The sequence below is a fragment of the Lysinibacillus sp. FW12 genome, from assembly GCF_050817245.1.
Taxonomy (GTDB): domain Bacteria; phylum Bacillota; class Bacilli; order Bacillales_A; family Planococcaceae; genus Lysinibacillus; species Lysinibacillus irui.
Map to the genome: position 1 here is coordinate 1,634,505 of NZ_CP139094.1, position 26,865 is coordinate 1,661,369.

24 protein-coding genes and 1 riboswitch are annotated in these 26,865 nt (G+C 37.3%); of the genes, 18 read left to right on the top strand and 6 right to left on the bottom strand.

Going from position 1 to position 26,865, the window contains the following annotated elements:
- The first annotated feature begins 49 nt into the window (after window positions 1-49).
- Window positions 50-478: a GatB/YqeY domain-containing protein gene (locus tag SJW71_RS08365; RefSeq protein ID WP_322606460.1), complete on the top strand. Its 429-nt coding sequence runs from the start codon at window positions 50-52 to the stop codon at window positions 476-478.
- A gap of 81 nt (window positions 479-559) precedes the next feature.
- Here SJW71_RS08365 and SJW71_RS08370 read toward each other — a convergent pair whose 3' ends face one another.
- From SJW71_RS08370 to SJW71_RS08380, 3 genes are all read right to left on the bottom strand, one after another.
- Window positions 560-2,257 carry a methyl-accepting chemotaxis protein gene (locus tag SJW71_RS08370; RefSeq protein WP_274793827.1) on the bottom strand — a complete coding sequence of 566 codons (1,698 nt, stop codon included), beginning with the start codon at window positions 2,255-2,257 and terminating at the stop codon, window positions 560-562.
- Window positions 2,241-3,884 carry a pyridoxal phosphate-dependent decarboxylase family protein gene (locus SJW71_RS08375; protein ID WP_322606462.1) on the bottom strand — a complete coding sequence of 548 codons (1,644 nt, stop codon included), beginning with the start codon at window positions 3,882-3,884 and terminating at the stop codon, window positions 2,241-2,243. Before SJW71_RS08375 ends, SJW71_RS08370 begins: the two co-directional genes overlap by 17 nt.
- Window positions 3,885-4,230: 346 nt before the next feature.
- Window positions 4,231-4,935 carry a polysaccharide deacetylase family protein gene (locus SJW71_RS08380; RefSeq protein ID WP_431812001.1) on the bottom strand — a complete coding sequence of 235 codons (705 nt, stop codon included), beginning with the start codon at window positions 4,933-4,935 and terminating at the stop codon, window positions 4,231-4,233.
- Window positions 4,936-5,067: 132 nt separating this feature from the next.
- Here SJW71_RS08380 and SJW71_RS08385 point away from each other — a divergent pair, with 132 nt between their 5' ends.
- The 13 genes from SJW71_RS08385 (at window position 5,068) to SJW71_RS08445 (ending at window position 20,628) form a co-directional block, all read left to right on the top strand.
- Entirely contained in the window at window positions 5,068-6,264 is a 1,197-nt protein-coding gene (locus SJW71_RS08385; protein WP_274793824.1) for a DHH family phosphoesterase, read from the top strand.
- A 109-nt stretch (window positions 6,265-6,373) separates the two neighbouring features.
- Window positions 6,374-7,228, top strand: a complete 855-nt coding sequence (locus SJW71_RS08390; protein WP_274793823.1) for a DUF4179 domain-containing protein — start codon at window positions 6,374-6,376, stop codon at window positions 7,226-7,228.
- A 55-nt stretch (window positions 7,229-7,283) separates the two neighbouring features.
- A complete protein-coding gene (chrA, locus tag SJW71_RS08395) occupies window positions 7,284-8,480 on the top strand; it encodes a chromate efflux transporter (protein WP_274793822.1) in 1,197 nt (398 codons plus the stop codon).
- Between the two features lie 192 nt (window positions 8,481-8,672).
- The gene (gene hemW, locus SJW71_RS08400; protein WP_322606466.1) at window positions 8,673-9,818 is read left to right on the top strand and encodes a radical SAM family heme chaperone HemW; all 1,146 of its coding nucleotides are present in this window, start codon (window positions 8,673-8,675) and stop codon (window positions 9,816-9,818) included.
- Window positions 9,819-9,907: 89 nt separating this feature from the next.
- A complete protein-coding gene (hrcA, locus tag SJW71_RS08405) occupies window positions 9,908-10,936 on the top strand; it encodes a heat-inducible transcriptional repressor HrcA (protein ID WP_274793820.1) in 1,029 nt (342 codons plus the stop codon).
- Between the two features lie 17 nt (window positions 10,937-10,953).
- Window positions 10,954-11,526 (top strand): nucleotide exchange factor GrpE, encoded by a 573-nt coding sequence (gene grpE, locus SJW71_RS08410; protein ID WP_274793819.1) that lies wholly within the window; start codon window positions 10,954-10,956, stop codon window positions 11,524-11,526.
- Window positions 11,527-11,600: 74 nt separating this feature from the next.
- A complete protein-coding gene (gene dnaK / locus SJW71_RS08415; protein ID WP_274793818.1) occupies window positions 11,601-13,442 on the top strand; it encodes a molecular chaperone DnaK in 1,842 nt (613 codons plus the stop codon).
- A 227-nt stretch (window positions 13,443-13,669) separates the two neighbouring features.
- The gene (dnaJ, locus tag SJW71_RS08420; RefSeq protein WP_431812002.1) at window positions 13,670-14,788 is read left to right on the top strand and encodes a molecular chaperone DnaJ; all 1,119 of its coding nucleotides are present in this window, start codon (window positions 13,670-13,672) and stop codon (window positions 14,786-14,788) included.
- 21 nt (window positions 14,789-14,809) lie between these two features.
- Entirely contained in the window at window positions 14,810-15,751 is a 942-nt protein-coding gene (gene prmA, locus SJW71_RS08425) for a 50S ribosomal protein L11 methyltransferase (RefSeq protein WP_274793816.1), read from the top strand.
- 83 nt (window positions 15,752-15,834) lie between these two features.
- On the top strand, window positions 15,835-16,572 hold the full coding sequence (locus tag SJW71_RS08430) for a 16S rRNA (uracil(1498)-N(3))-methyltransferase (protein ID WP_431812003.1): 738 nt from the start codon (window positions 15,835-15,837) through the stop codon (window positions 16,570-16,572).
- A 319-nt stretch (window positions 16,573-16,891) separates the two neighbouring features.
- Window positions 16,892-17,695, top strand: coding sequence for a CsxC family protein (locus SJW71_RS08435; protein WP_274793814.1), 804 nt, complete (start codon window positions 16,892-16,894; stop codon window positions 17,693-17,695).
- Between the two features lie 316 nt (window positions 17,696-18,011).
- On the top strand, window positions 18,012-19,730 hold the full coding sequence (locus tag SJW71_RS08440; RefSeq protein WP_274793813.1) for a BC_2427 family protein: 1,719 nt from the start codon (window positions 18,012-18,014) through the stop codon (window positions 19,728-19,730).
- A 130-nt stretch (window positions 19,731-19,860) separates the two neighbouring features.
- Complete coding sequence (locus SJW71_RS08445) at window positions 19,861-20,628, top strand: CsxC family protein (RefSeq protein ID WP_274793812.1); 768 nt, start codon at window positions 19,861-19,863, stop codon at window positions 20,626-20,628.
- Between the two features lie 316 nt (window positions 20,629-20,944).
- Here SJW71_RS08445 and mtaB read toward each other — a convergent pair whose 3' ends face one another.
- Window positions 20,945-22,294, bottom strand: a complete 1,350-nt coding sequence (mtaB, locus tag SJW71_RS08450) for a tRNA (N(6)-L-threonylcarbamoyladenosine(37)-C(2))-methylthiotransferase MtaB (protein WP_322611591.1) — start codon at window positions 22,292-22,294, stop codon at window positions 20,945-20,947.
- A gap of 300 nt (window positions 22,295-22,594) precedes the next feature.
- Between mtaB and deoC the strand changes: the two genes are divergently transcribed.
- From deoC to SJW71_RS08470, 4 genes are all read left to right on the top strand, one after another.
- Complete coding sequence (gene deoC / locus SJW71_RS08455; protein ID WP_274793810.1) at window positions 22,595-23,266, top strand: deoxyribose-phosphate aldolase; 672 nt, start codon at window positions 22,595-22,597, stop codon at window positions 23,264-23,266.
- Between the two features lie 134 nt (window positions 23,267-23,400).
- Window positions 23,401-23,625, top strand: coding sequence for a spore coat associated protein CotJA (locus SJW71_RS08460; RefSeq protein WP_274793809.1), 225 nt, complete (start codon window positions 23,401-23,403; stop codon window positions 23,623-23,625).
- Complete coding sequence (locus tag SJW71_RS08465) at window positions 23,622-23,885, top strand: spore coat protein CotJB (RefSeq protein ID WP_016994107.1); 264 nt, start codon at window positions 23,622-23,624, stop codon at window positions 23,883-23,885. The genes SJW71_RS08460 and SJW71_RS08465 overlap by 4 nt, the downstream gene beginning before the upstream one ends.
- A gap of 24 nt (window positions 23,886-23,909) precedes the next feature.
- The gene (locus tag SJW71_RS08470; RefSeq protein ID WP_274793808.1) at window positions 23,910-24,479 is read left to right on the top strand and encodes a manganese catalase family protein; all 570 of its coding nucleotides are present in this window, start codon (window positions 23,910-23,912) and stop codon (window positions 24,477-24,479) included.
- Between the two features lie 56 nt (window positions 24,480-24,535).
- On the opposite strand, the gene SJW71_RS08475 is transcribed toward SJW71_RS08470, so the two are convergent.
- Window positions 24,536-25,192 carry a potassium channel family protein gene (locus SJW71_RS08475; protein ID WP_322611589.1) on the bottom strand — a complete coding sequence of 219 codons (657 nt, stop codon included), beginning with the start codon at window positions 25,190-25,192 and terminating at the stop codon, window positions 24,536-24,538.
- A 24-nt stretch (window positions 25,193-25,216) separates the two neighbouring features.
- Window positions 25,217-26,554, bottom strand: coding sequence for a TrkH family potassium uptake protein (locus SJW71_RS08480; protein WP_274793806.1), 1,338 nt, complete (start codon window positions 26,552-26,554; stop codon window positions 25,217-25,219).
- 100 nt (window positions 26,555-26,654) lie between these two features.
- A riboswitch (cyclic di-AMP (ydaO/yuaA leader) is annotated at window positions 26,655-26,794 on the bottom strand.
- Window positions 26,795-26,865: the final 71 nt, after the last annotated feature.

The following is a 26,865-nucleotide window of genomic DNA, read 5'->3' on the forward strand; positions in this document are numbered from 1 at the left end:
TTTATGATATAATCTTCTCTGATATAGATGGCTAGAAGGAGTGAGATCATTGTTAAAAACGGAAGTATTTGAACAATTAAAAACGGCAATGAGAGAGAAAGATACTTTAGCGAAAGGTGTACTATCTCTTTTAAAATCAGCATTAGATTCAGCTGAAAAGGAAAAGGGAGAGGTATTAACTGCTGAAGAAGAAATGGCCATTATTAATCGTGAGGTCAAGCAAACCAACCAAGCTTTAGAGGGTGCACAAACAGCTGGGAGAGCTGACCTGATTGAAAAAGAAGAAGCCAAATTGACTCTATTGAAATCTTTCTTACCAAAGCAATTGACAGAAGAAGAAATTACTGAGAAATTAGTGGCAGCTGGTATTGGAAAAGGAATGAACATGGGCGAGGCTATGAAAATTGCTAAACCATTGCTTACAGGTCAAGCAGAAGGCGCTGTTATTTCTAAAGTTGTGAAGAGTATTATTGCCTAAACTTCTACCACTACGGTAGAAGTTTTTTTATGGATGGAAAAATCCGCTATTCCATAATTAAGGATAGCGGATCTGTTCATTTTATAGCTTGAATTTTTGAATAATATTACGAAGCTGTTGCGCCATTTCAGCTAAGTTATTTGAAGAAGCGGTTATTTCTTCAATACTTGCTGATTGCTCTTCAGAGGCAGCCGCTACGTTTTGAATATTACCTGAGGCTTGCATAGCTACTACGCCCACTTGCTCTACAGAAATAGCTATACTGCTAACGCCTTCATTGATGTTGGACATAATAGTATTCACATGATCCATTTCCTGCGTCAATGCAGTGATTTGACTATTGATATCTGCGAATGCTTCTCCTGATGCATCAAATGTAGCTGAGCTTTCAGCAAGATTACTACTGCTGATAGCCATTGATTTTACTGCTTGTGAGGTCTCTTCTTTAATGGTTTCGATACGTGTACGAATACTGTTTGTTGCATCTAAAGATTGATCTGCTAGCTTACGTACCTCCTCAGCCACTACGGCAAAGCCTTTACCATGCTCACCGGCACGAGCTGCCTCAATCGATGCATTTAAAGCTAATAAGTTTGTTTGATCTGTAATCTGGGTAATCAATGTTACAATATCCCCGATTTCATTTGTATATGTGCTTAATCGTTCTACGACAGTTGCAGACTCTTGAATGGCTTGAGATGTAACGGCCATTTTTTCTGTAGCATCCTGAATCGTCGTATTTCCTTTTTCAGAGATTGCTGAAGTGTGAAATGCTTTTTCTGTAACATCAGTGACGCTTTTTACAACCTCTGTCATTTTGCTTGAAATAGTAGTAATATGACTTTCTACTTCTTCAATCGAAGAAGTTTGCTTTTCTGAGCCCACTGCTACCTCTTGCATAGAAGATGTAATTTGCTGAATGGATGCACTTGTCTGTTCAGAGCTTGCTGTTAATTCTTCTGACATGGCGGCCACTTGTTCAGCATTCTGAGCTATTTGATGAATCAATGAGCGTAAATCTTCCGTCATATTTTCTATCCCTGAAGACAGCTGGGCAATTTCATTGGAACCTTTTATTTGCAGAGGTTCGACAGCTAAATCCCCTTGTGCAACTTGACCGACATAGCGAGTCATTTTTTTGATTGGCTTCGTAATACCTACACTAATAAAGTAAGCAACGATCACCCCAAAAATAATAAATATAACGGTAAGAACAATACAAATCCATAGTGTTTCCGTTTGAAGTTCAGAGATGAAAGAGGCATCCATATCTAAACCGAAAATAATATCAGTATCTTTAAATGGGATAAAAATAGATTTATGGATTCCATATTCATCCTCGTATAATTCACTCGTTTGACTAGTTCCAGAGTTTAAGGCTTCATGCATTTCTTCACTAAACACATAGTCTTGTTGATGATTATCGGTATTACTTAAAGCGACAATATGCTCCTTACCATTGGCTTTAGAAAGCACATAGGCATTTTCAATATCATACTTTTTAACTACTGTGTTCAATTGATCCAATACTTTTTTATATTTGTCAGGACTACCGTTATCCGCTGCTTTGACGTCATTTTTCTCAATATCTTCAAAAATCGTATTGGATGTAATCTCTAAAGTAGATTCGAATTGTTTAATCACAAAATTGTCGATAATCCGATAAGAAGCTACAAATAATACAACACTAAATAGCAAAGAGATAATCGCTATTGGAATAGTGAAACTGGCTATATATTTATAGAGTAAAGAGCTCTTAAATTTAGTGACGATACGCAATGTGAGACGCCTCCAGTACGTTAAGCTTTTGCTGTAAGAAATGAATCATATCTGGAATATGAGCTGTTTCTGTATAAGGTGAAATAGAGAAGAATTTCGCCGCTGCAACTGGAACATGTTGTGTTGTATCACTAGTATGAACGGTACAAACTCGTGTCGTGTCACCAAAGAATACTTCGTCTCGTCCTTCTCCAATAATTTCAAAGAATGAAGCGTTGATACCATTAATATGTTCAATCTGATCTTGTGTATAATGACCAGCTTGTTCAGCTTGCCAATTCAACCCGTCTGGATACAAACGGAAAGCTGTTACAGGACCGATATTCGTTTCATTTACCACTTGTAACATTGGTGTTTTCTCAGCTAATTGAGCACGGAAAGCTAAATTCACTCGTACATAATTAGCTAGTAATTGTTGATAGCCTTCTTTACCGAACGCCTGTAATGCAGCGAAAATAGCAATAGAGCTACCCATACGAGAACATTCTAATGTATAGCCAGTATGATAAGAGCCATAACCACGATTCCCGACATATGGCGTATCGAAGTCCTCAATATCTAATAATTGCAAGCTTTTACCATCTTTAACTAAGAATAAGCTTGTTAAATAAGGTGTTTGTCCAAGCTTTTGGAAGTCGAAGCACAGGCTATCTGCAATAGCTAAATGCTGCATACGTTTATGGATTTGTGATAAACCTTGTAATACTTCCTCTTCAAATTGTAGTGGGTTATTCTTGAAATCATAATCATTGAAAAAAGCATAAAATCCACCTAACGCTGAATCCGCATGAATATGTACTGGCTGTAAATTATATTTCTTCTCAAGCGTTGTTGTGACTTCTTTGATGGCTTGTACATCATCAATCCCAAATTGATCTGTTGCACCTGTAGTTGCTACTACATAGACAGGAATACCGCCATTTTCGATAACTTCTGTCATACGAGCACGTAGGTCTTCCACATCCATAGCATGATCTTTGCCTGCTTTTACACGTACTAAATGTTTACTACCGATGCCTACTGCTTCTACAGATTTTAATAGGCTATAATGGGCATTTTCTGAAGCAAAGCAATATAAGTTATTTGGTACACCGTCTTCCTTTGCATGTGGGAATTGTTTTGCAATAGCCAGACGTAATCCGCTGAATACCGCACCTTGACCGCCCCATGTAGTATAGCCAAAGCTCTTTGTATAATCATAGCCTACTAATTTTGACATCATCGATACTACTTTTACTTCACACTCAGCAGCAGCTGGACCGTAAACATCCCATAAGTTATTGCCGTTCAGTAGGGCATTTGTAAACTGGCCTAATACACCTGGGATACTTGCCATCGGTAAAACATTGGTAACAAAGTTACGTGTATGATAGGGATGTCCTTGCATTAATTGTGTTAATTCATCTACTACTTGATCGAGCCCAACACCTGTTGTTGGTACTTGATGGTCCTGCATTAGTTCTTGGTAAAAATTAGCAGAACGTTCTTTCATTGGACCAAGTGTAGTTTTATTAGGATTCTTTAATTCATCTAATGAGGAAACAATTTTCTCTAATAGGGATAAAAAATTCTCTCTTTGTTGAATATTTCCATCTTCGCTCTGGAATAATTGTTGGATATTGTGCATCATCATCATCCTTTTTTAGTTCATATTTCCTCTATTTTTAACTTAATAAAAATAGGACCTTATACTAATGGTATAATAGCATATTTTAGCAGAGTTGGTTATTATATTTTACTGAAAAAATATTTATTAACATTTCTGAAAAGTCTTACTTTCGTTGGTATAAAATACATTGTTGTTCTGTGTAGAGATAATAGCTGATGAAGGTGTACAAAATGTTGATTAAAGGGGAGGTGTGAAGTTATATAATTTATAATGTTGATGTTATATATAAAGATTGAGAAGGTGATACTTTCTAACTAACTTGAGTCTGCACGGAGAGTAGTACAGACCCGAGGTAACTGTATGTTTATTGCTGAAATTGTAGAAGTTCATCTACTGTAACAAATGTATATCCATCATTACTAAGAGCTTGCAACATTCCTTCTATTGCCTGCAATTCATTGTCAGTAGGATCATACATCGGGTGCATTAAAATGATAGATCCTGGTTGAATATTTTCAGTTACATAGTTAATTTTGTCTTCTGCGTTTGTAAAAAATGTATCGGGTTCTAAGTTCCAAGTAATCGTCCTGCGTTGATGTTTATTTAAGTAGTAAGGCAATCCAAATAATTTTTTACCATACGGTGGTCTTACGACAGGTGTTTTTTGGTAACCAATACTAGCAATAAGCGCATCGTTTTTTTCTATTTCATTTTTAATAAAGGAAGGGCTTTTTAATACCATACGCTTGTGTGAATACGTATGATTGCCAATTTGATGTCCAGCTTCCACAATTTTTTTAGCCTCCTCTGGATTTTCCTCAATGTCATCCCCAATTAGAAAAAACGTGGCTTTTACTTGGTAACTGTCAAGTAACGCGAGAATGGCACTAGTATTTTTAGTAGGTCCATCATCAAAGGTTAAGGCAACAACCTTTTCCTCTGTTTTAACATGTGAGGTAATATTACCAAACAATTGATAATCACGAGCATTCATTAATTTATAGGCAGCAAATGTTAAAGCAATGATGAATAAAATCCCCATTCCGGTATAAGTTAGTCTCCGTTTCATTGACAAACTCCTTTCTTTCATCATGACGGTTATTGTTTAAATGTATGTCATCTCAAATGCGATCACAACGAAGTTTCATCTTCTTTTGTTTGAATACCAAAAAATTAAGCATACTACGTTTGAGGTGAGGAGATGTATAAACTATTATCACATAACGATTTAGATGGAGTAGGTTGTGGAATTTTAGCGAAGCTTGCGTTTAATGATAAAGTGAAGATACGCTACAATTCCATTACGGCACTTGACCGTGAAATAGAGTTCTTTTTGGAGAATGACCAACAGAAAACGTTTTTGTTTATTACCGATCTTTCTCCAAATGAAAAAAATGAAAAAAGGATTCAGGATTATTACCAAGCCACTGGTAATGTGCAATTGCTGGACCATCATAAAACAGCTCTTCATTTAAATCAATATGAATGGGGAAAGGTTTTAATTGAAGATGAGCAAGGCTTAACATCAGCTACTTCATTATTTTATCAATACCTTGTGACCCATGGACTATTAGAAAAAACAGAGGCCATTTCAGAGTTTGTAGAGTTAGTAAGGCAGTACGATACTTGGGAATGGGAAAAGAATGGGAATTTTCAAGCACAACGGTTAAATGCCCTCTTTTTTTTAGTGTCTATTGAAGAGTTTGAAGAGAAAATGCTTGATCGTTTAAAAACAAATAATCACTTTGATTTTGATGAATTCGAAAAGAAAATTTTAAGTATGGAAGAAGAAAAAATAGAGCGTTATATTCGACGTAAGAAACGAGAGCTTGTCCAAACAAATTTGGGCGAATTTTATGCTGGCATTGTCTATGCGGAATCGTACCATTCTGAGCTTGGCAATGAATTAGGAAAAGAAAATGTTCATCTTGATTATATTGCCATGATGAATATGGGAAGTAAAAAAATCTCATTTCGGACGATTCATGACCATATTGATGTATCCTCCATCGCAGCCCAATATGGTGGTGGTGGGCATCAAAAGGCTGCCGGTTGCTCTTTAACAGTGGAAGCCTATAAACAGTTTGTGTTAGAAACATTTCATATAGAGCCTATTCCAGAGGATGCAAAAAGAAATCGCTATAACATCAAAGGAACATCATTTGGAACATTTTATAAAAACCTTGAAGATGAAGTGTTTCTACTATATACAAATAATGAAATAGACTGGGTAATAGAAAAAAATCGAACACCCTTAGAGCAAATTTTTTCAAGTTTTAATGAAGCAGAGTGGTTTTTGAAACGGAATTACCAAGCATGGCTAGTAAGAGATGATGTCTTTGTGGACTATTTAATGCAGGAAGCAAATAAAGTCCGTCATTCAAATAAAGGAATGTAATAATTCCTTTTACATATGAATTTATCCATCCTTCCGGTAAATCAAGGTTATATAATGCATCGAGACAAACTACAATGAAACATAACGATTATTAAAAAATGAGGTGTACATGTTGTCCGATGATATACTTCGAGTTGTTGATTTGGATAAGGAAAATCGAGGACGAAAAAAATGGAGTAGGAGTATAGTTGTATTTCTTTTATTGATGATGGTTAGTGGGTTTGTGCTGTATTTATGTTGGGATAAAGATGTTGACTTTGAAGCCTACAAAACAGAAGTAGGTAAGACAGCTACCAATAGCTTAGGTCGTTTAACGTTAAATGAAGTGATTATTGATGATAATCAAATTTTGTTAAATGCAACCTTCGAGCCTGTAAAAGAGTTTGCGCCTGATCATCAAGTATTCTTCTTCCCGCAAATACTTGTCAATGGTCAAGATTATATGGTTCGTAATGGTGGACAGTCCATAGCAAAATCTGCACACGTTTATACAATATACAATAGCATTAAAATGGATGATTTTCCGTCTGATGAACAATTAGAATTAGTTATTCGGTATAAAGATTGGAATGTAGAAACACCAATTGACAAGCCGTGGGAATTTCAAATAGAGGCATCTCAGGAACAATTACAAGAAGATCGGCAAGTCTTTTCTATAGGAAAAAAAATCGAGCATGTCGATCAACAGGAAATAACGATTGACAGAGTCGTTTCAACACCTATTTCGACCACAATTTATTTTCAGTCTGAAAAGAGTATAATAAATGACACTTTATACTTTAAAATCCAATCAAAAGCAGGGCAATCGTGGCGCTTTGAAACACCCTATCCATTAAATAAAGAGCGTACAAAGTGGGGGAGCCGTGTGGATGCTCTCTATTTAACAGAGGGGAATTATCAATTAATCCCAGTCGATAAAGAAGGTCAAAAAGTTGGTTCTGCCATTAAAATAAAGGAAGATTAGCCTGTAAGTAAAATTTACAAACTTTTAAAATGAAAGGATCTGCTTTCCATGTAAAATGAAAGAAAAGACAGGGAAAGTAGTTGAGAGTTTGCGAACGCTATGGGAGATATTTTGGGTTTCTTTAAAATTAGGCTGTACCTCGTTTGGAGGGCCAACAGCTCATTTAGGCTATTTTCAACAGGAATATGTGCAAAAAAGGAAATGGCTGTCTGCGCATGACTATAGTCAACTTGTCATATTAAGTCAATTTTTACCTGGTCCCGCATCCAGTCAGGTGGGGATGGGGATCGGTTTAATAAGAGGTGGGCTATTAGGGAGCCTTCTATCTTTTGTTGGTTTTACATTACCCTCAGTATTAATACTCATGGTATTTGCTTATCTGTCCATTTTGACAGAACTAAAAATGGATTGGATACATGGTTTGAAGTTAGTGGCAGTGGCGATTGTGGCGCAGGCTATTTTTGATATGAGCAAAAAAATACTTTCTACCACATTGCATTGGTTGATTGCCTTGTTGGCACTTGTAATTGTGTTGACATGGTTGCATCCATTTGCACAAATTACCTCGATAGTAGTAGCTGCCTGTATAGGTTTTCAATATATTAAAAAAGACCATGAGGACCATTCATCCAAAATGGTTCATATACCAATTTCTAAAATAACTGGCATGGTGTTATTAGCACTTTTTTTACTGTTACTGATCGGTCTACCATTCATAAGTGCCATTTGGAATCATGAATGGATCGCTATGATTGAGAAATTTTATACTGCTGGGGCCTTAGTATTTGGTGGTGGTCATGTTGTTTTACCTTTACTGGAAGCACAGTTTGTACAAAGCGGCCAAATTACTACGTCCGATTTTTTAGCTGGCTATGGTATGACACAGGCAGTTCCAGGACCCTTATTTACGTTTGCAGCGTATATAGGTATGGTCATTGCTGGTATTCCAGGAGCAATCATTGCTACTTTAGCGATTTTTCTACCTGCTTTTTTACTAGTCATTGGGACTCTTCCATTTTGGATTAGTTTAAGTCGTATTGCACGGCTCAAAGGGGCGATGGCAGGGGCAAATGCTGCAGTCGTAGGCATTTTAGCTGCTGCATTTATCCATCCAATTGTGACGCAAACCATTGTAAGCGGGTTAGATATTTGTATAGTCGCGGTCTTTATATGGTGTTTAATTCGTTGGAAAATGCAACCCTACATACTGGTGCTCTTAGGTATTATAGTGGGAATTGTTTGTTATACATGAAAAAACTGCACTTTCGATTGTTAGAGTCTAACTAACATTTGAAGTGCAGTTCGTTTTTGTGGAGACCAATCAAATATACATCATCTTAAGAGTGTTGAATTGCAAGCTCTCTAGATGGTTTCATAGCGTTCCTGCTATTGATTCGTTATAATGTAGAAATGGAAAAGACTTAACGAGAAAGAAGGGATGGCTATGGCGCGAGGTGTTTACATTCATATTCCTTTCTGTCATCAAATCTGTAATTACTGTGATTTCAATAAATTTTATTTTAAAAATCAACCAGTGGATGAATATATAGAAGCACTAGGGAAAGAGATGGCCCTAGTAACAAAAAAATATCCTGAGCATTTTCGTAACATCGAAACGATTTTTCTCGGTGGAGGGACACCAACTGCTTTATCTCCAGAACAATTGGACAAACTACTAACGTATATTCATGCGTATATTCCAATGAGTAGTGTGAAAGAATTTACATCAGAGGCCAATCCTGATGAACTGTCTGCAGCAAAATTGCAAGTATTGTTTGATGGCGGTGTTAATCGCCTGAGTATGGGTGTGCAATCATTTGACCAAGGACTGTTACAGAAGATTGGACGCACACATAGTAATGAACATGTCTACGAAACAATCGCTTTGGCAAAACAGCATGGCTTTCACAATATTAGCATTGATTTAATGTATGGGTTGCCTGGGCAAACGATGGCTCAATGGCGGGATTCATTAGAAAAAGCTTTTGCGCTAGATTTACCGCACTTCTCTGCCTATTCCCTTATTGTAGAGCCAAAAACCATTTTCTATAATCAATATGCTAAAGGCAAATTGCATTTACCGACTGAGGATCTTGAAGCGGATATGTATGATGTGCTAATGCAAGAAATGTCTTTACACGGACTTCAACAATACGAAATTAGTAATTTTGCAAAACCCGGTTTTCATTCAGAACATAATAAAATTTATTGGGATAATGATGAGTATGCCGGTTTTGGGGCAGGTGCTCATGGGTACCTAGCGGGTATACGCTATTCTAATCATGGTCCATTGAAAAAGTATATGGATGCTGTTTTTGCAGAAGAGCTACCAATTGTACATGAGCATGAGGTAACACAAGCGGAGAAGAGAGAAGAACAAATGTTTTTAGGACTGCGAAAAACAGAGGGCGTTATGCACTCTATATATGAAGAGAAATTTAATGAGCCGATGAATGCACAGTATGAGCAAGTCATCGAAAAGCTAGAATCAGAAGGGCTTTTGGAACATGATGAGAGGGGAATTCGTCTTACGCGCAAAGGACGTTTCGTAGGGAATGAAGTATTTCAACAATTTTTGCTAGAAGATTGAGCGATATCGTTGACATAAAATGTGGGATTTGATAATTTAATAATAGTATTAGCACTCCTCTTAGTCGAGTGCTAACAGAGGTGATAATCATGCTAACAAATCGGCAGTTACAGATATTGCAAGTCATTGTAGACGACTTTATTGTGTCTGCACAGCCGGTAGGTTCTCGCCAAATCTCCAAAAAACAAGGGATTACATTTAGTCCAGCCACTATTCGAAATGAAATGGCGGATTTAGAGGAATTAGGCTTTCTAGAAAAAACTCATACTTCCTCTGGTCGAGTGCCTTCGGAAAAGGGTTACAGATTTTATGTAGATCATTTGTTGAGTCCACAAGGTATTAATTCGAAGGACATACAACAAATCCAATCAATTTTCAATGATCGATTAGTAGAAGTAGAGCATATTATCCGAAAGTCAGCCAATATTTTATCGGAGCTGACATCATATACTTCCATACTTTTAGGACCTGATGTTCAAAGGCATCGTGTCAAACGATTTTCAATTGTGCCTCTTTCGAGCGATACTGCAGTAGCAATTATCGTGACGAACAATGGGCATGTAGAAAATCGCATGTTCAACTTACCGCCTGACTTTACCGCTTCGGATTTAGAGAAAATGGTGAATATCTTAAATGAGCGCTTAATCGGTGTATCATTAGAAGATCTCCATAAAAGACTTGAGGCTGAAGTGCTGGCTGTGCTACAGCAGCATGTTCGATCAGCGGATGATTTTATTCGCGCACTCGTGACAGCCACTATGCAAAATCCAGAAAGTAAAATTTTCTATGGTGGTAAAACGAATATGTTTAACCAACCAGAATTCCATGATTTAAACAAAGTCCGTATGATTTTGGACTTAATGGAGACGACTAGCCAAGTGCAGTCACTTTTTCATCCGAACGAATCAGGTATTCATATTCGGATAGGCTCAGAAAATAAACAATTAGAAATGGAAAATTGCAGTGTCATTACTACTACTTATTCCATTGGTGATGATCAACAGGGAGCCATTGCTATTATTGGCCCAACACGCATGGATTATAAGCGTGTCGTGGCTTTATTAGACGTAATGCGCTTGGATTTAACACAGGCCTTTACGAAGAATCGTAGTGAATGATAATGAGGAGGATTCAAGTGACAGAAACAACTGAAAACAAAGATTTAGTACAAGAAGATGTACAAGCTGAAACGACAGAAGAGGAAGTAGCACAAGCAGAAGTTCAAGAAGAAGTTGAATTATCAATTGAAGAACAGTATGAGGCAAAGCTGGCTGAACTACAAGCCAAGCTTGATGACGAGGAAAACCGTCACCTACGCTTACGCGCTGACTTCGATAATATGCGTCGTCGTAATCAGTTAGACCGTGAGGCTGCTGAAAAATACCGCGCACAAAACTTACTATCTGATTTATTGCCAGTTCTTGATAATTTTGAGCGTGCCTTACAAGTTGAGACAACTTCGGAAGAAGCTGCATCTATTATTAAAGGGATTGAAATGGTGTATCGCTCTTTAATTGAAGCAACAGAAAAAGAAGGTCTGCAAGTTATTAAAGCAGAAGGTGAACCATTTGATCCAAATGTACACCAAGCTGTTATGCAAGAACAAGATAGTGAAAAAGAGACGGGTGTTGTCTTACGCGAGCTGCAAAAAGGGTATATCTTAAAGGATCGTGTGTTACGCCCTACAATGGTATCTGTGAACGAATAGTCCTTGTACTATTTAGTCAATTAAAATCAGTTAAAAACGCATCCCTTGCGTTGAAATAATAGGAGGAAATTTTAATGAGCAAAATTATTGGTATTGACTTAGGAACAACAAACTCTTGCGTTTCTGTACTTGAAGGTGGAGAACCAAAAGTAATTCCAAACCCAGAAGGAAACCGTACTACACCATCTGTTGTTGCCTTTAAAAATGGTGAACGTCAAGTTGGTGAAGTAGCGAAACGTCAATCAGTTACAAACCCTAATACAATCATTTCTATTAAATCAAAAATGGGTACAGCTGAAAAAGTAACAGTGGAAGATAAAGATTATACACCACAAGAAGTATCTGCTATGATTCTTCAATACTTAAAAGGCTACGCAGAAGACTACTTAGGAGAAAAAGTAACAAAAGCTGTTATTACAGTTCCTGCTTACTTTAACGATGCACAACGCCAGGCGACTAAAGATGCTGGTAAAATCGCAGGTCTTGAAGTAGAGCGTATCATTAACGAACCAACTGCTGCTGCACTAGCTTATGGATTAGACAAACAAGATCAAGATCAAAAAGTATTAGTATTTGACCTTGGTGGTGGTACATTTGACGTATCAATCCTTGAATTAGGTGACGGTGTCTTTGAAGTACTAGCAACTGCTGGTGATAACAAGCTAGGTGGAGATGATTTCGATGATGCAATTATCGAATATCTAGTAGCAGAATTCAAAAAAGAAAATGGTATTGATTTATCAAAAGATAAAATGGCTATGCAACGTCTTAAAGACGCAGCTGAAAAAGCGAAAAAAGATTTATCTGGTGTAACATCAACGCAAATCTCTTTACCGTTCATTACAGCGGGTGAAGCAGGACCTTTACACTTAGAAATCTCTTTAACTCGTGCAAAATTCGATGAAATTACATTACCATTAGTAAACCGTACAGTAGGACCAGTGCGCCAAGCATTATCTGATGCAGGTCTTTCAACTTCAGAAATCGACCAAGTTATTTTAGTTGGTGGTTCAACACGTATTCCAGCAGTACAAGAAGCAGTACGTAAAGAAACTGGTAAAGAACCTCACCGTGGTGTTAACCCAGACGAAGTTGTTGCAATGGGTGCTGCAGTACAAGGTGGCGTACTAACAGGTGATGTAAAAGACGTAGTATTACTTGACGTAACACCACTTTCACTTGGTATTGAAACAATGGGTGGTGTGTTCACGAAGTTAATTGATCGTAACACAACAATCCCTACATCAAAATCACAAGTATTCTCTACAGCAGCAGATAACCAACCAGCAGTAGATATCCATGTTCTACAAGGTGAGCGTTCAATGGCAGCTGACAATAAAACATTAGGTCGCTTCCAATTAGCAGACATTCCACCAGCACCACGTGGTGTACCTCAAATCGAAGTAACATTCGATATTGATAAAAACGGTATCGTATCTGTAAAAGCGAAAGACCTTGGTACAAACAAAGAGCAAACAATTGTAATCCAATCTGATTCCGGATTATCAGACGAAGAAATTGAGCGTATGGTAAAAGACGCAGAGGCGAATGCTGAGGCAGATGCTAAACGTAAAGAAGAAGCAGACCTACGCAATGAAGCTGATCAATTAGTATTCCAAGTGGATAAAACAATTGCTGACTTAGGTGAGCAAATTACAGAAGACGAGAAAAAATCAGTTGAAGATGCTCGTGATGAATTGAAAAAAGCACTTGAAGCTGGTGAATTAGAAGGCATTAAAGCAGCGAAAGAAAAATTAGAAGGCGTATTACAACCATTAGTAATGAAAGTTTACGAACAAGCAGCAGCAGCTGCTCAAGCAGCTCAAGGTGGCGAAGCAGGAGCAGACACTGGTGCAGGTAAAAAAGATGACGGTGTTGTAGATGCTGAATTCGAAGAAGTAAAAGACGATAAATAAGAGTTAACACAGTTAAGTGAAAAGCCAAAGACCGCTTGCGGCTTTGGCTTTTGTCATGATGTGAGAACACTTCACGTGAATGGCACCATTTATGGAATAGCTGCATACGTTAGCTGCTAGGAAGTAAAAAAACTCTATATTATAAGACAATTAGTTCGAAAAAAAGAGGCAGTTTTATCAACTGCATGTTACAATAGATTTTATGCAAACAGAGCGGAGTGTGAATCATGGAGAAACGCGATTATTACGAGGTGCTTGGTTTAACAAAATCGGCTTCAAAAGATGAGATTAAAAAAGCATACCGTAAATTATCAAAACAATATCACCCTGACCTTAATAAAGAGCCAGGTGCAGATGAAAAATTCAAAGAAATCGCTGAAGCATATGAAGTATTAAGTGATGACCAGAAAAAAGCTCGTTACGACCAATTTGGTCATGAAGATCCGAATGCAGGCTTTGGTGGTGGCTTCGGAGGCGGTGGCTTTGGCGGCTTCGAGGATATTTTCAGCTCATTCTTTGGCGGTGGAGGTCGCCGTCAAGACCCAAATGCGCCACGCAAAGGTGATGACCTGCAATATCGCATGAACATAAAATTTGAAGAAGCTATTTTTGGGAAAGAAACAGAAATAGAAATCCCGAAAGATGAAACGTGTGAAACATGTCATGGTTCAGGAGCTAAACCAGGTACACAGCCTGAAACATGTTCAACATGTAATGGTGCTGGACAAATCAATCAAGCAGTAGATACACCATTTGGTCGTATGATGAACCGTCGTACATGTTCAACTTGTCATGGTACAGGTAAAATCATAAAAGAAAAATGTTCAACTTGTCGTGGAGGAGGAAAAGTCCAAAAACGCAAAAAAATTAAAGTGACGATTCCAGCTGGTGTTGATGATGGTCAACAAATTCGTGTATCTGGTCAAGGTGAACCAGGTATAAATGGTGGACCTGCAGGGGATTTATATATTATGTTCCGTGTCCAAGGTCACAATGAATTTGAACGTGATGGGGACGATATTTACTTCGAGCTAAAATTAACATTCCCACAAGCAGCACTAGGGGACGAAATTGAAGTGCCAACAGTTCATGGTAAAGTTAAATTACGTATCCCAGCTGGTACACAGTCAGGCGCTCAATTCCGTCTAAAAGATAAAGGTGTTAAAAATGTTCATGGCTATGGTATGGGTAATCAATACGTAACGGTGAAAGTCATGACACCAGAAAAATTAACGGAGAGACAAAAGCAATTACTACGAGAATTTGCAGAAATTAGTGGCGATATTCCTGAAGAACAGGGTAGTTCACTATTTGATAAAATTAAGAAAAAATTCCAAGGTGAATAATTAGAGGAGCTGAAGAGCTACGTGAAGTGGTCAGAATTATCCATTCATACAAAAAATGAAGCGGTAGAAGCAATTTCGAATATTTTGCATGAAGCAGGTGCAAGTGGTGTTGTCATCGAAGATTCTGCAGAATTTGCGAAGCCACGTGAGGATCAATATGGTGAAATTTACGCGCTAAATGAAGAGGATTTTCCGAAAGATGGCGTGATTGTCAAAGCTTATTTATCGGAGTCTAGCTTTTTAAATGAAACTGTCGAAGAAATTAAAGCAGCTATCACAAATTTAACAAACTTTAACATCGATATCGGTGAAAATGTAGTATCCATTGTTGAAGTCAACGAAGAAGATTGGGCAACTGCCTGGAAGCAATACTACCATCCTGTCAAAATTTCTGAACGCTTTACTATCGTACCAACATGGGAAGATTATACGCCTGTTTCTACAGATGAATTGATTATTGAGTTAGATCCTGGCATGGCGTTCGGTACAGGTACACACCCTACTACAGTGATGTGTTTACAAGGACTTGAAAAAGTCATTAAAGAAGGGGATACAGTAGTCGATATTGGAACAGGATCAGGTGTATTATCTATTGGAGCAGCATTACTTGGTGCCAAAAGTGTGCATGCTCTCGATTTAGACGAGGTAGCTGTACGCTCAGCACAAGAAAATGTTGCCTTAAATAAAGTAGAAGATAAAGTAGCGGTATTCCATGGGAACTTATTAGATACAGTAAAAGAACCAGCAGATGTGGTTGTAGCTAATATTTTGGCAGAGATCATTATGTCCTTCACAGACGACGCTTATACAATTGTGAAACCAGGTGGATTATATGTCACTTCAGGCATCATCGGGGCAAAACGTGATGATGTAAAAGCAGCACTTGAAGCTTCAGGCTTCGTTATTGAAGAAGTATTATTGATGGAAGATTGGGTCGCTATTATTGCCCGTCGACCACTATAACATGATTGAAGAAGCGCCAAATCGTGAGCCGTGTGCTTGTGATTTGGCGTTTTCTCTACCAGTAGTAGAAAGGACTGTGTAGCATGCAACGTTATTTTATTGAGACAGCCATAGAAAATGCACGTATTAGTGGAGAAGATGCACGCCATATTGAGCGAGTGATGCGTATGAAACAGGGCGACAAAATCGTTGTTGTTGCACAAAATACAGCTCATATTTGTACAATTGAAGGGTTTGATAATGATGAAGTCGTAATTGAAGCGACAGGTCAAACGATTCCTTCACCAGAGCTACCGATTCAAGTAACAGTAGCTTGTGGCTTGCCAAAGGGCGATAAGCTAGAGCTGATTACGCAAAAAGCAACAGAGCTCGGAATGTTTGCTTTATTACCATTTGAAGCCGAGCGTTCCATTGTGAAATGGGACAAGAAAAAAGGAGCAAAAAAGCAGGAACGATTACAAAAGATTGCTAAAGAGGCAGCTGAACAAGCTCATCGTACACATATTCCAATAGTTTTTGAACCAATTGGATTTAAGCAACTGTTACAACAAATAGAACTTTTTGATGCCGTTTTTATCGCAGATGAAGAAGATGCCAAGGCTGATGAGCGGACAAGATTTGCGGACAAGCTAAAAAATGTCGATGATAAGAAATCAAAATCAATGTTGATTATTTTTGGGCCAGAGGGAGGCATCTCTCGTCATGAGTCTGAAGCTCTAATACAAGCAGGTGCTCAAACGATGTCATTAGGGCCAAGAATTTTACGTGCAGAAACAGCGCCACTATATGCGTTGTCTGCCATATCCTATGAATTCGAATAACAGTAATGTACAACTAACTATCAACAAGACCTAGAAAAAGCCACTTAAAAATTATTTTAAGTGGCTTTTTATTTAATTAGTATTTGAAGCGGATCGGTGTTAAATCCGTGCTATAAGTGGATTTATACATCTATGATTAAAGATATGTATCATTACTAATACATAAAGGATAGTCAAAGTCACCCCGGAAAATCACAGGCTCAAACATTCCAAATAAAATATGTAAGTGAACAAGTTCATTGTCCATACATAGATTTTATTGCGACATATTCTAGCGATAGAGAGCTCACTAATACTATAAATGAAATGAGGGGATTTTTTGAGTGAACAATTTATTAATCAGATTCAACCTTGTCCAGTAACATCTACTGAACAAATACCGTTAACGAATGAGATTACGCCGCTAGTCACTACACCGCTTACGACGCCAACTATTAAAATTCCAGTTGTACTGGCAGAACCAACACTGCAAATCGTTGTCGAGTCGGATATTACGCTTAGTCCTGCAGCAACAGAAATCAAACGAGTGAAAAAGCATGTCTTTCTAAATCAAGTGAAACTGGTACCGGTTAGCTTTGCACGGATTGCTGGCACGGATTTCTTTAGAGTAACACGAGCTAAATTATTTGTAGCAGGACATATTCGGAAAAATATTGAATATGCTTCATCAGCATGTAATGGAGCACTTCAGGATAGAATTGCTGATGTTCCGTTTTCAGGTTTTACAGAACTATTTTTCCCACAAGCAACTGGTGGCGCTACTCCAATCTTAGGTATTTCCGAGTTTGCGGAGGCAAACTTCCTTAATGAAAGAACGCAAATGGATGCTCGATTAGATAAGGCTTTCTTCCAAAATCTCGTTAAATACAATGAACAACCATTTGGTGAATTAGTAGCAGCCAACTTCTTTGAACTTGATTTTTCACCGATTATGGCAGCTCCTGAAGAAGCATTCAGCACATTACGTGAAAAAATTGTATTAGAACTTACTGTAAAAGTATTGCAAGTTCAACAAATCCGTTTGGGCGCTGGAAGTAGTGTAGTAACACCTGTTCTTCCAGGGCTTACTCCACCAGCAACACCAATTGTCCCTGAAATTATTCCTCCTACTGAGTCTTGTTAATATTTTTATGTAGTGGAGCAGATATGGTAACAATAAAGCTAATATAAAATCAAATATGTTGTCAGGCAGTTGAAAGTTCACTTTACTTGAACTTTTAACTGTCTTTTTTGCAATATAAAAGAACATGTACAATCATATCTCATGGAGGGGACTGTGACAAAAGTAGAAATAATGCATAATATGAATTGTAATTAGTATTGTAAGTTTCCGATCATATAACATGTTTTAAAGGAATTAATATCATCGCAACTGATAACAAAAAAAGTTTGTTTATTGTTGTGCTTTTTTTGTCAAATCATTATTTGGGAGTGAACGAATGGCAACTCCATGGATTAACTTTAGAGAGATGAAGGAAATATCCTCTAAACAAAATAAATATAGTGAGTGGACGTATCAGACTAAAATAGATCACGAATCACCATTAGAACCTACTTATAACGGAGATACTAATGCATTTGATGAAATAGGGGATATATCAATACTTGCAGAGGAATCCACTTTAACAGACCATGTAATCTCTAATGAAGAGCTACCCATACTTACTGATACGATTATTGAGGAAGAACACGAACATCATCCAAATTTTGAGCACTTCAGGGAGGATGCTAGCTTAGCTGAACAATTAGCATCTAATGAAGAGCTACCAATAGATAAAGAAACAAATGTTGCGCAAGAAAAAGACCATCCCCTAGCTATCAGTGAGAGCCACACAGAAGTGATCTTAACGGAACAATTAGCTAACCATGAAGAGCAATTCATATATATAGACGACCATCTCCAAGCGAACGATGGAAGTCTCCCGGAGGAACTGACAATAACCGAGCAACTAATCATCCATGAAGAACAACCTCTATTTACAGAAACCAATTCTGAGGAAGAATACGACCACCCCTCACATATCGAGAAGTGTCTACCGGAGGAACCAACCATATCAGAGCAACTCACCTCCAATGAAGGGCTTCACATACCTATCGAACCGATAGTAGAGGAGAACAACGAACAATTTCAACATATCGATGCGGACCATGTCGAGGATTTAATTAAAGATCAGATAGCCTCCAATCAAGAACTAGCAAGTCCTACAGAATCAAATGATACGGAAGAAAATGACTATCTACCAAATAGTAATGAGAACGTGTCTGAAGAACAAGGTTTAACAACTCAAGCAGACAGTAATCTAAAATTCCCCAATAAAGCTCTTCCTGAGGTTGAACATAATATACATATAGATGACATAGAAAAATTAAAGTCAAACAATCCACCAGATCTTGATAAGGCGAGTCCAACCTCTAAACAAGGGGAAGTATACACCACAACCAAAAAAAGTCCCTTTTCCACCTTTGTAGAAATTACCGATTTTCTTCATGCTCCTATTTATGGTGAAAATGTTCAACAGTTTACATTTGAATTTCTTGATTTACAAGACGATCTAACACCTCAACTTGAAACTAAGTTATTCCACACGATTAGGGATTACCCTGAACAACCTAATTATCGTTTGGTTCGCTCCAACATTAATCAAATGATTTCTTTAATAAGGACTGATAAAAATGATAAAAAAAATAAGTATCGTCATCCGTGTAAATCAGGAGTAGTTCCCTTACATAACTCGCAAACAATTCACAAAGGAGAAACTAACTCTTATTCCTCTGATTCTTTTATACATATACGAGTTCCTGTTGTGCTAGGGGAATACAAAATAGAAATATGTATGGAGGAATATATAGCTTTTGATGAAGGTATTAAAGAAGTTAAAGAGATCACAAATGAGGTGCTACTGTCCGATTATAGATTTGTACCTATTTATAAATCTCAGACATCAGATAATGGAACATGTACGGTATTAAAGGGGAATTTATTTATAGAAGGTTATATACAGCACAATATTGAGTATACAGTGTCTAATAAGCCCATTGAGACAGACATTCATCCCAATCAATTGTGTCAAAATATAGTATTAGAATTAGTTATCCATATGCTACAAGTCCAAAAAATTAAAGTCTTATTTGACGGGGAAGGTTTTGGAGGATTATAGAAATTTATCGCTCAACTCAAATAAAATGAATGAAAAACTAATATATACGTCTATGTATAGATTTAATTGCCACATATTCTAGCGATAGGAGAGCTCTCTAATACTAAAAAAATGAAATGAGGGAAATTTTTTGAGCGATCAATTAGAAAGTCAATTTCAACCTTGTCCTGTAACATCAACTGAACAAATTCCATTAACGAATGAGATTACACCCGTAGTCACTACACCAGTTACAACACCAACTATTAAAGTTCCGGTTGTACTGGCAGAACCAACATTGCAAATTGTTGTCGAGTCGGATATTACACTTAGCCCTGCTGCAACAGAAATCAAACGAGTGAAAAAGAATGTCTTCTTAAATCAAGTAAAACTAGTACCAGTTAGCTTTGCTCGTATTGCTGGCACTGATTTCTTTAGAGTAACAAGAGCTAAATTATTTGTAGCAGGACATATTCGGAAAAATATTGAATATGCTTCATCAGCATGTAATGGAGCACTTCGAGACAGAATTGCAGACGTACCGTTTTCAGGTTTTACAGACCTTATTTTCCCACAAGCACCTGGTGGAGCTACACCAATCCTAGGCATTTCCGAGTTTGCGGAAGCGAACTTCCTTAATGAAAGAACGCAAATGGATGCACGATTAGATAAGGCATTCTTCCAAAATCTCGTTAAATACAATGAACAACCATTTGGTGAATTAGTAGCAGCAAACTTCTTCGAACTTGATTTTTCACCAATTATGGCAGCTCCTGAAGGAACATTCAGCACATTACGTGAAAAAATTGTCTTAGAACTTACTGTAAAAGTATTGCAAGTTCAGCAAATTCGTCTTGGTGCTGGCAGCAGTGTAATAACGCCAGTTCTCTTAGGACTTACACCTCCTCCTAGTCCTTGATCATTGCTAGATTAGAGGAAAGCAGAACGACTTATAATATACTAACAAAGCTAGTAGTACAAACAGATATTTGTTTGTACTACTAATTTTCTGATTGTAGGATAGATCAATAAAAGTGTATTTAGTTGGACTAATAATAGAGTATAAAATTGAATTTGAGGATATATGAATCGATGTTTACTTTTGGTAATCTTTCGAAGCAATTAATGTACAATATGATTTGTCCTTAATGATATTTGAATGAATAGCAATAGAATGATATCCATTCAATGAAAAAAGGGTGCCTATAAAAATTGGCAACCCCTTTTTTTCAATATTAATTAACTGTTTCTAAAACACGTACAAATTGTCCTTTTGAGTGAGGGTAGCCTGCTTGTGTAATTTTTACTTTTACAAGTTGTCCGATTAGATTTTCTGGACCCTCAAAAACTACTTTTAAGTAGTTGTCTGTATAGCCTGTTAGAAGGCCTTCTTCTTCACTGCCATCATGCACAAATTCTTCAGGAATAACTTCTAGCACTTGATCTTCAAAACGAGAAGCATACTCTTTTGCTAGTTGATCGTTTAAAGCGATGAGTCGATGGACACGTTCATTTTTAATGTCTTCATCAATTTGATCTTCCATACGTGCAGCTGGAGTTCCTGTACGAGGAGAGAATGGGAAAACGTGTAGCTCAGAGAATTTATGATCACGGATAAAGTTATATGTGTCCATAAACTCTTCTTCTGTCTCGCCAGGGAACCCAACGATTACATCTGAAGTAACAGCCAAATCAGGTAGAGCCTCATGTAATTTTGTTAAGCGCTCACCAAAGAATTCCATTGTATATTTACGACGCATACGTTTTAATACTGTATCAGAACCAGATTGAATCGGAATATGTAAATGATTCACGACAATCTTTGATTCACGTAGTACTTCAATTACTTCATCCGTTAATTGACTAGCCTCAATAGATGAAATACGAAGACGCTTTAAGCCTTTCACATTAGCTTCTAAATCACGTAGTAATTGAGCAAGATTATAATCTTTTAAATCTTGTCCATAGCCACCTGTATGAATACCGGTTAAGACAATTTCAAGATAACCAGCGTCAACTAATTGCTGTGCTTGATGTAATACTTCTTGTGGGTCACGAGAACGCATTAAGCCGCGCGCCCAAGGAATAATACAAAATGTACAGAAATTGTTACAGCCTTCTTGGATTTTTAATGAAGCACGTGTACGGTCTGTAAATGCAGGTACATCCAATTCTTCGTATACACGGTTTTTCATAATATTACGTACAGCATTAATCGGTTGACGTTCCGCACGATATTGTTCAATATAACCAAGTAATTTCGTACGATCTTGTGTTCCGACAACGATATCGACACCAGGGATAGCCATAATTTCTGCAGGGGATGTTTGAGCATAGCATCCTGTTACACAAATAACTGCATCCGGATTTTGGCGGATTGCTCGACGAATAACCTGACGAGATTTTTTATCTCCAGTATTCGTAACTGTACATGTATTAATGACGTAAACGTCTGCCTGTTGATCAAATTCTGTACGATCATAGCCTTCTTCTTTAAACAGCTGCCAAATTGCCTCTGTTTCGTAATGATTTACTTTACAACCTAGAGTATGGAAACTCACGATTTTTGATCGCTCGTTACTCATAATATATATCATCCTTTCAATTCACATTACCTTGTGTTTGCAACATTTAAATAGTTTTTTGGTGTACATATTTTAGATACGTGATTTATGATAACATAAACCTTATGAAATCAGTACATATAAGATTTTTTTGTGAAATAATTAAGTGATTTGCTTCAATATAGTCATCTGATAACTTCTGTGTTCTTAAAAGTTTACATTTCAGCTTTTATTATATAGAAAGAAATTAGACGCCAACGTGAAAAAATGATATGATTCGAAGAGGTACGTACATCTTGCTTAGTGAAGGAGCGTTTAACAATGGAACAAAATTTTGCGCGTATGATTGATCATACATTATTAAAGGCTGAGGCAACAAAAGAACAAATTGAAACATTATGTGCAGAGGCTAAACAATTTAATTTTGCTTCTGTTTGTGTAAATCCAACGTGGGTTAAACACAGCAGCGAGCTATTACAAGGTTCAGACGTTTTAGTTTGTACCGTTATTGGTTTCCCATTAGGTGCTAATACACCAGCTGTTAAAGCATTTGAAGTAAAAGATGCAATTGCAAACGGTGCAAAAGAAGTAGATATGGTTATTAATATCGGCGCATTAAAGGATAAGAACTACGAACTGGTACAAGCTGATATTGCGGCAGTAGTGGAAGCAGCAAAAGGTCATGCACTTGTAAAAGTGATTATTGAAACTTGTTTATTAACAGATGAAGAAAAAGTGAAAGCATGTGAACTAGCGGTAGCTGCGGGTGCTGACTATGTGAAAACATCTACAGGTTTCTCTACTGGTGGCGCAACAGCAGAAGATATTGCGCTTATGCGTAAAACAGTAGGTCCTGAGCTGGGCGTTAAAGCTTCAGGTGGTGTTCGTAGCTTAGAAGACATGAAAAAAATGGTGGAAGCTGGTGCAACACGTATTGGGGCAAGCTCTGGTGTGGCCATTATGAACGGTTTAATTGCTGATTCTAACTATTAAAATTCGTATATCGATTGGCCACAAGCTAATACAATTTATTGTAGGAGCTTGTGGCTTCTTTGTGTGCAATTAGAATAATATTTTTTTCTTCACATATACTCCACTGATGAATGTGAATCAGGAAGGAGGATGCCATGTTTACACAGTATAAGTATTGGAAGCCTTATATTAGCCCCTTTGATCCCTGTAAGCCCATAGAAGTAAAGTATTATTCAACGCCACCACAACTATATATGGGTTTTCAACCACCCGGACTACCACAATTCCAAACCCCAAGGGAAGCTTTAATGGCTGGAACACTATGGCCCCAATTATTTAGCCCATACCCAATTCCCCTAAAAAGGAGGGATGAAGCATGACTAAAAAGATGCCACCAGAATTTTATAAACAATTAGAAGAAATTCAGGCAATTGATTTCGTCATCGTTGAATTAAACCTCTATTTAGACACCCATCCACACGATTATGATGCCATTCAGCAATTTAATGAAAATACAGAGAAAAGTATGAAGCTCAAAATTGATTTTGAACAAAAATATGGACCGCTCATGAATTTTGGGAGAAGTTATTCGAATTATCCTTTTAACTGGATTGATACACCATGGCCATGGCAAGTCTAATCTAAAGACTAGGAGGAATAATCTTTGTGGTATTACGAAAAAAAGCTCCAGTATCCGGTGAAAGTTAGTACATGTAATCCAATGCTTGCTAAGTTTTTAATAGAGCAATATGGAGGAGCAGATGGGGAACTGGCAGCGGCCCTTCGCTATATGAACCAGCGCTATACCATTCCAGACAAAGTGGTAGGGCTCTTAACCGATATAGCGACTGAGGAATTTTCTCATTTAGAAATGATTGCTACGATGATTTATAAGCTAACAAAAGACGCTACGCCAGAAATGCTAAAGGAAGCGGGTCTAGGGGATCATTACGTGAATCATGATAAAGCATTATTTTATCAGAATGCTTCAGGAGTACCATTTACAGCAACCTATATTCAGGCTAAGGGAGATCCTATTGCGGATTTGTATGAGGATATTGCGGCTGAAGAAAAAGCGCGTGCCACATATCAATGGATTATCGATTTATCAGATGATACGGATTTAAATGATAGCTTGAAGTTTTTACGTGAACGTGAGGTTGTCCATTCCCAGCGTTTTAGAGAGGCAGTAGAAATTTTAAAAGATGACAGAAATCAGAAGAAAATTTTCTAAGACAAAAAATAAATGGATGGCTGTATTCAAGTGAACTTGAAACAGCCTTTTCTTTGCTATTGAATGTTAGAAAATAAAGTAAGATCTTTTCGATGACCGATCATCACCAATAAATCTTCCTTTTCAATAATTTGCTCTGGAGATGGAGAAATAATAATTTCACCTTCACGCACGATCGCAATCACGCTGACGTTATATTTTGCACGCAAATCTAAATCCCGCAAATTATGCCCAGCCATTTTGGAGGGAATCATAATTTCTTCAATACTGTATTCCTTGGATAGTTCGATATAATTCAGCATATTGGGGGATAGTAGCTGATTTGCCACGCGCTCTCCCATATCTCGTTCAGGATAAATAATCCAATCAGCACCAACTTTATCTAAGACTTGTCCATGTCTTTTACCAAGTGCCTTTGCAATAACCTTTTTGATTCCTAGCTCTTTTAATAAGGACACAGTTAAAATACTAGACTGCATATCGTTACCGATTGCCACAATGACACAATCGAAGTTTCCTATACCAAGGGATGTTAAAGCTTTTTCTTCTGTTGTATCAGCTACTACTGCATGGGTTACATAGGGTTCTGCATCCTCAACTCTTTCTTCATTTACATCAATTCCTAATATTTCTTGTCCCGCTTCATGTAATCGTCGGGCGACACTTGTTCCGAATCTTCCTAAGCCTATTACGGCATATTGTTTGATTGCCATAGATCACACACTCCTCTAATTTGATTATCCAATCATAATATTTCCTTTTGGATGTCGAAAAGCCTCTTTTTTTCGTCGTTTTGTAATGGCGAAAGCTATAGTTAATGGACCAAGTCTTCCAGCGAACATTGTCAAAATAATAAGAACACGACCACCTGGTGTTAGTTCTGGCGTTAGTCCCATCGAAAGACCAACAGTAGCAAAGGCAGAGGTAGCCTCAAATAAATACATCATGAAGCTATGCCGTTGTTCAATAATACTAAGAAGAATTGTCACAACTATAACAATCATGGCGCCACACATTGTGACAGTTAACGCTTTTAAAATGGTTTCGTTGACAATTCGACGTTTAAATAAAACAACATCTTCTTTCCCTCTGATTTGTGACCACATGGTAGCTACTAATACAGCGAAGGTTGTAATCTTAATACCACCAGCAGTGGAACCAGACCCAGCTCCTATAAACATTAAGAGAATGATTAAAAATAATGTGGAATGGGTTAAGTCACCAATTGCAAGAGTATTGGACCCAGCTGTTCTTGGTGTTACAGCTTGATAAAAAGAACCTAATATTTTGCCCCACTCAGATAATGGACCGATTGTTTTTGAATTGCTATATTCAAATAAAAAAATCAAAATGGTTGCGCTAGCAGTCAATAGAAGTGTAGTCGCTAAGACAATTTTTGTATGGACGGAGAGCCTTTTTGTCTTTCGATATTCATACAATTCATTCATGACAATAAATCCTAAGCCACCAATTGTAATTAGCGCACAAATTGTCAAAACAACAAATGGGTCATCTACGTAGGATGTCATTCCGTTAAAACCACCCATTAAATCAAATCCTGCGTTGTTGAAATTAGAAATGGCATGAAAAAATCCAAAATAAAAAGCTTTTCCTATCGGCATGTCAAATGAAAAACGAATAGTTAAAATAAGGCCGCCGATTATTTCAATTAACGCTGTAAAGAGCAATATTCTTTTTACTAATTTAACAAGACCAGCAATCGAAATATTATTGAATGCTTCTTTTAGCAACAATCTTTCTTTTAAAGAAATTTTCTTTCCAAGTATTAAAAATAATAAAGTTGCAAATGTCATAAATCCTAGGCCACCGATTTGGATTAATGATAATATCACCAATTCTCCAAAAATGGAAAATGTATCTCCTGTATCCACAACAATCAACCCTGTGACACAAGTTGCAGAGGTAGCGGTGAATAATGCATCTAAAAAGGGTAGTCCGTTCCCATCCTCAGTGGAGAAAGGCAGCGTTAAAAGAAACGTCCCTATCACAATAATCAATGCAAAACCAAGTACGAGAATTTTGGGAGGATTTAATGTATTTTTAAAATTGTTCATCGTGTTCTCCTTAATCTTTTATTAAACGGCATAATAAAAAGACCTACTAAAAAAGCATGCACAGGCATAGAAAAACATGCTTTTAATGGTGGTCTTGTATGACCTCCTTCGCTTTAGCCGACGAAGTTAGCTGACGGGTAGGATGGCGAAAGAGATTCTCATCCCTTCTGCAATAGCAGAATTAACCCCAAAAGATTGGGTCCTCCGTTCTCAACGTTTGAGATTTGGCCGATATGAAATTGAATGTGATTATTCTACGCCCATATTCTATTTTTTGTAAACCCCTTAATTAATAGGAAAATGTAATTATT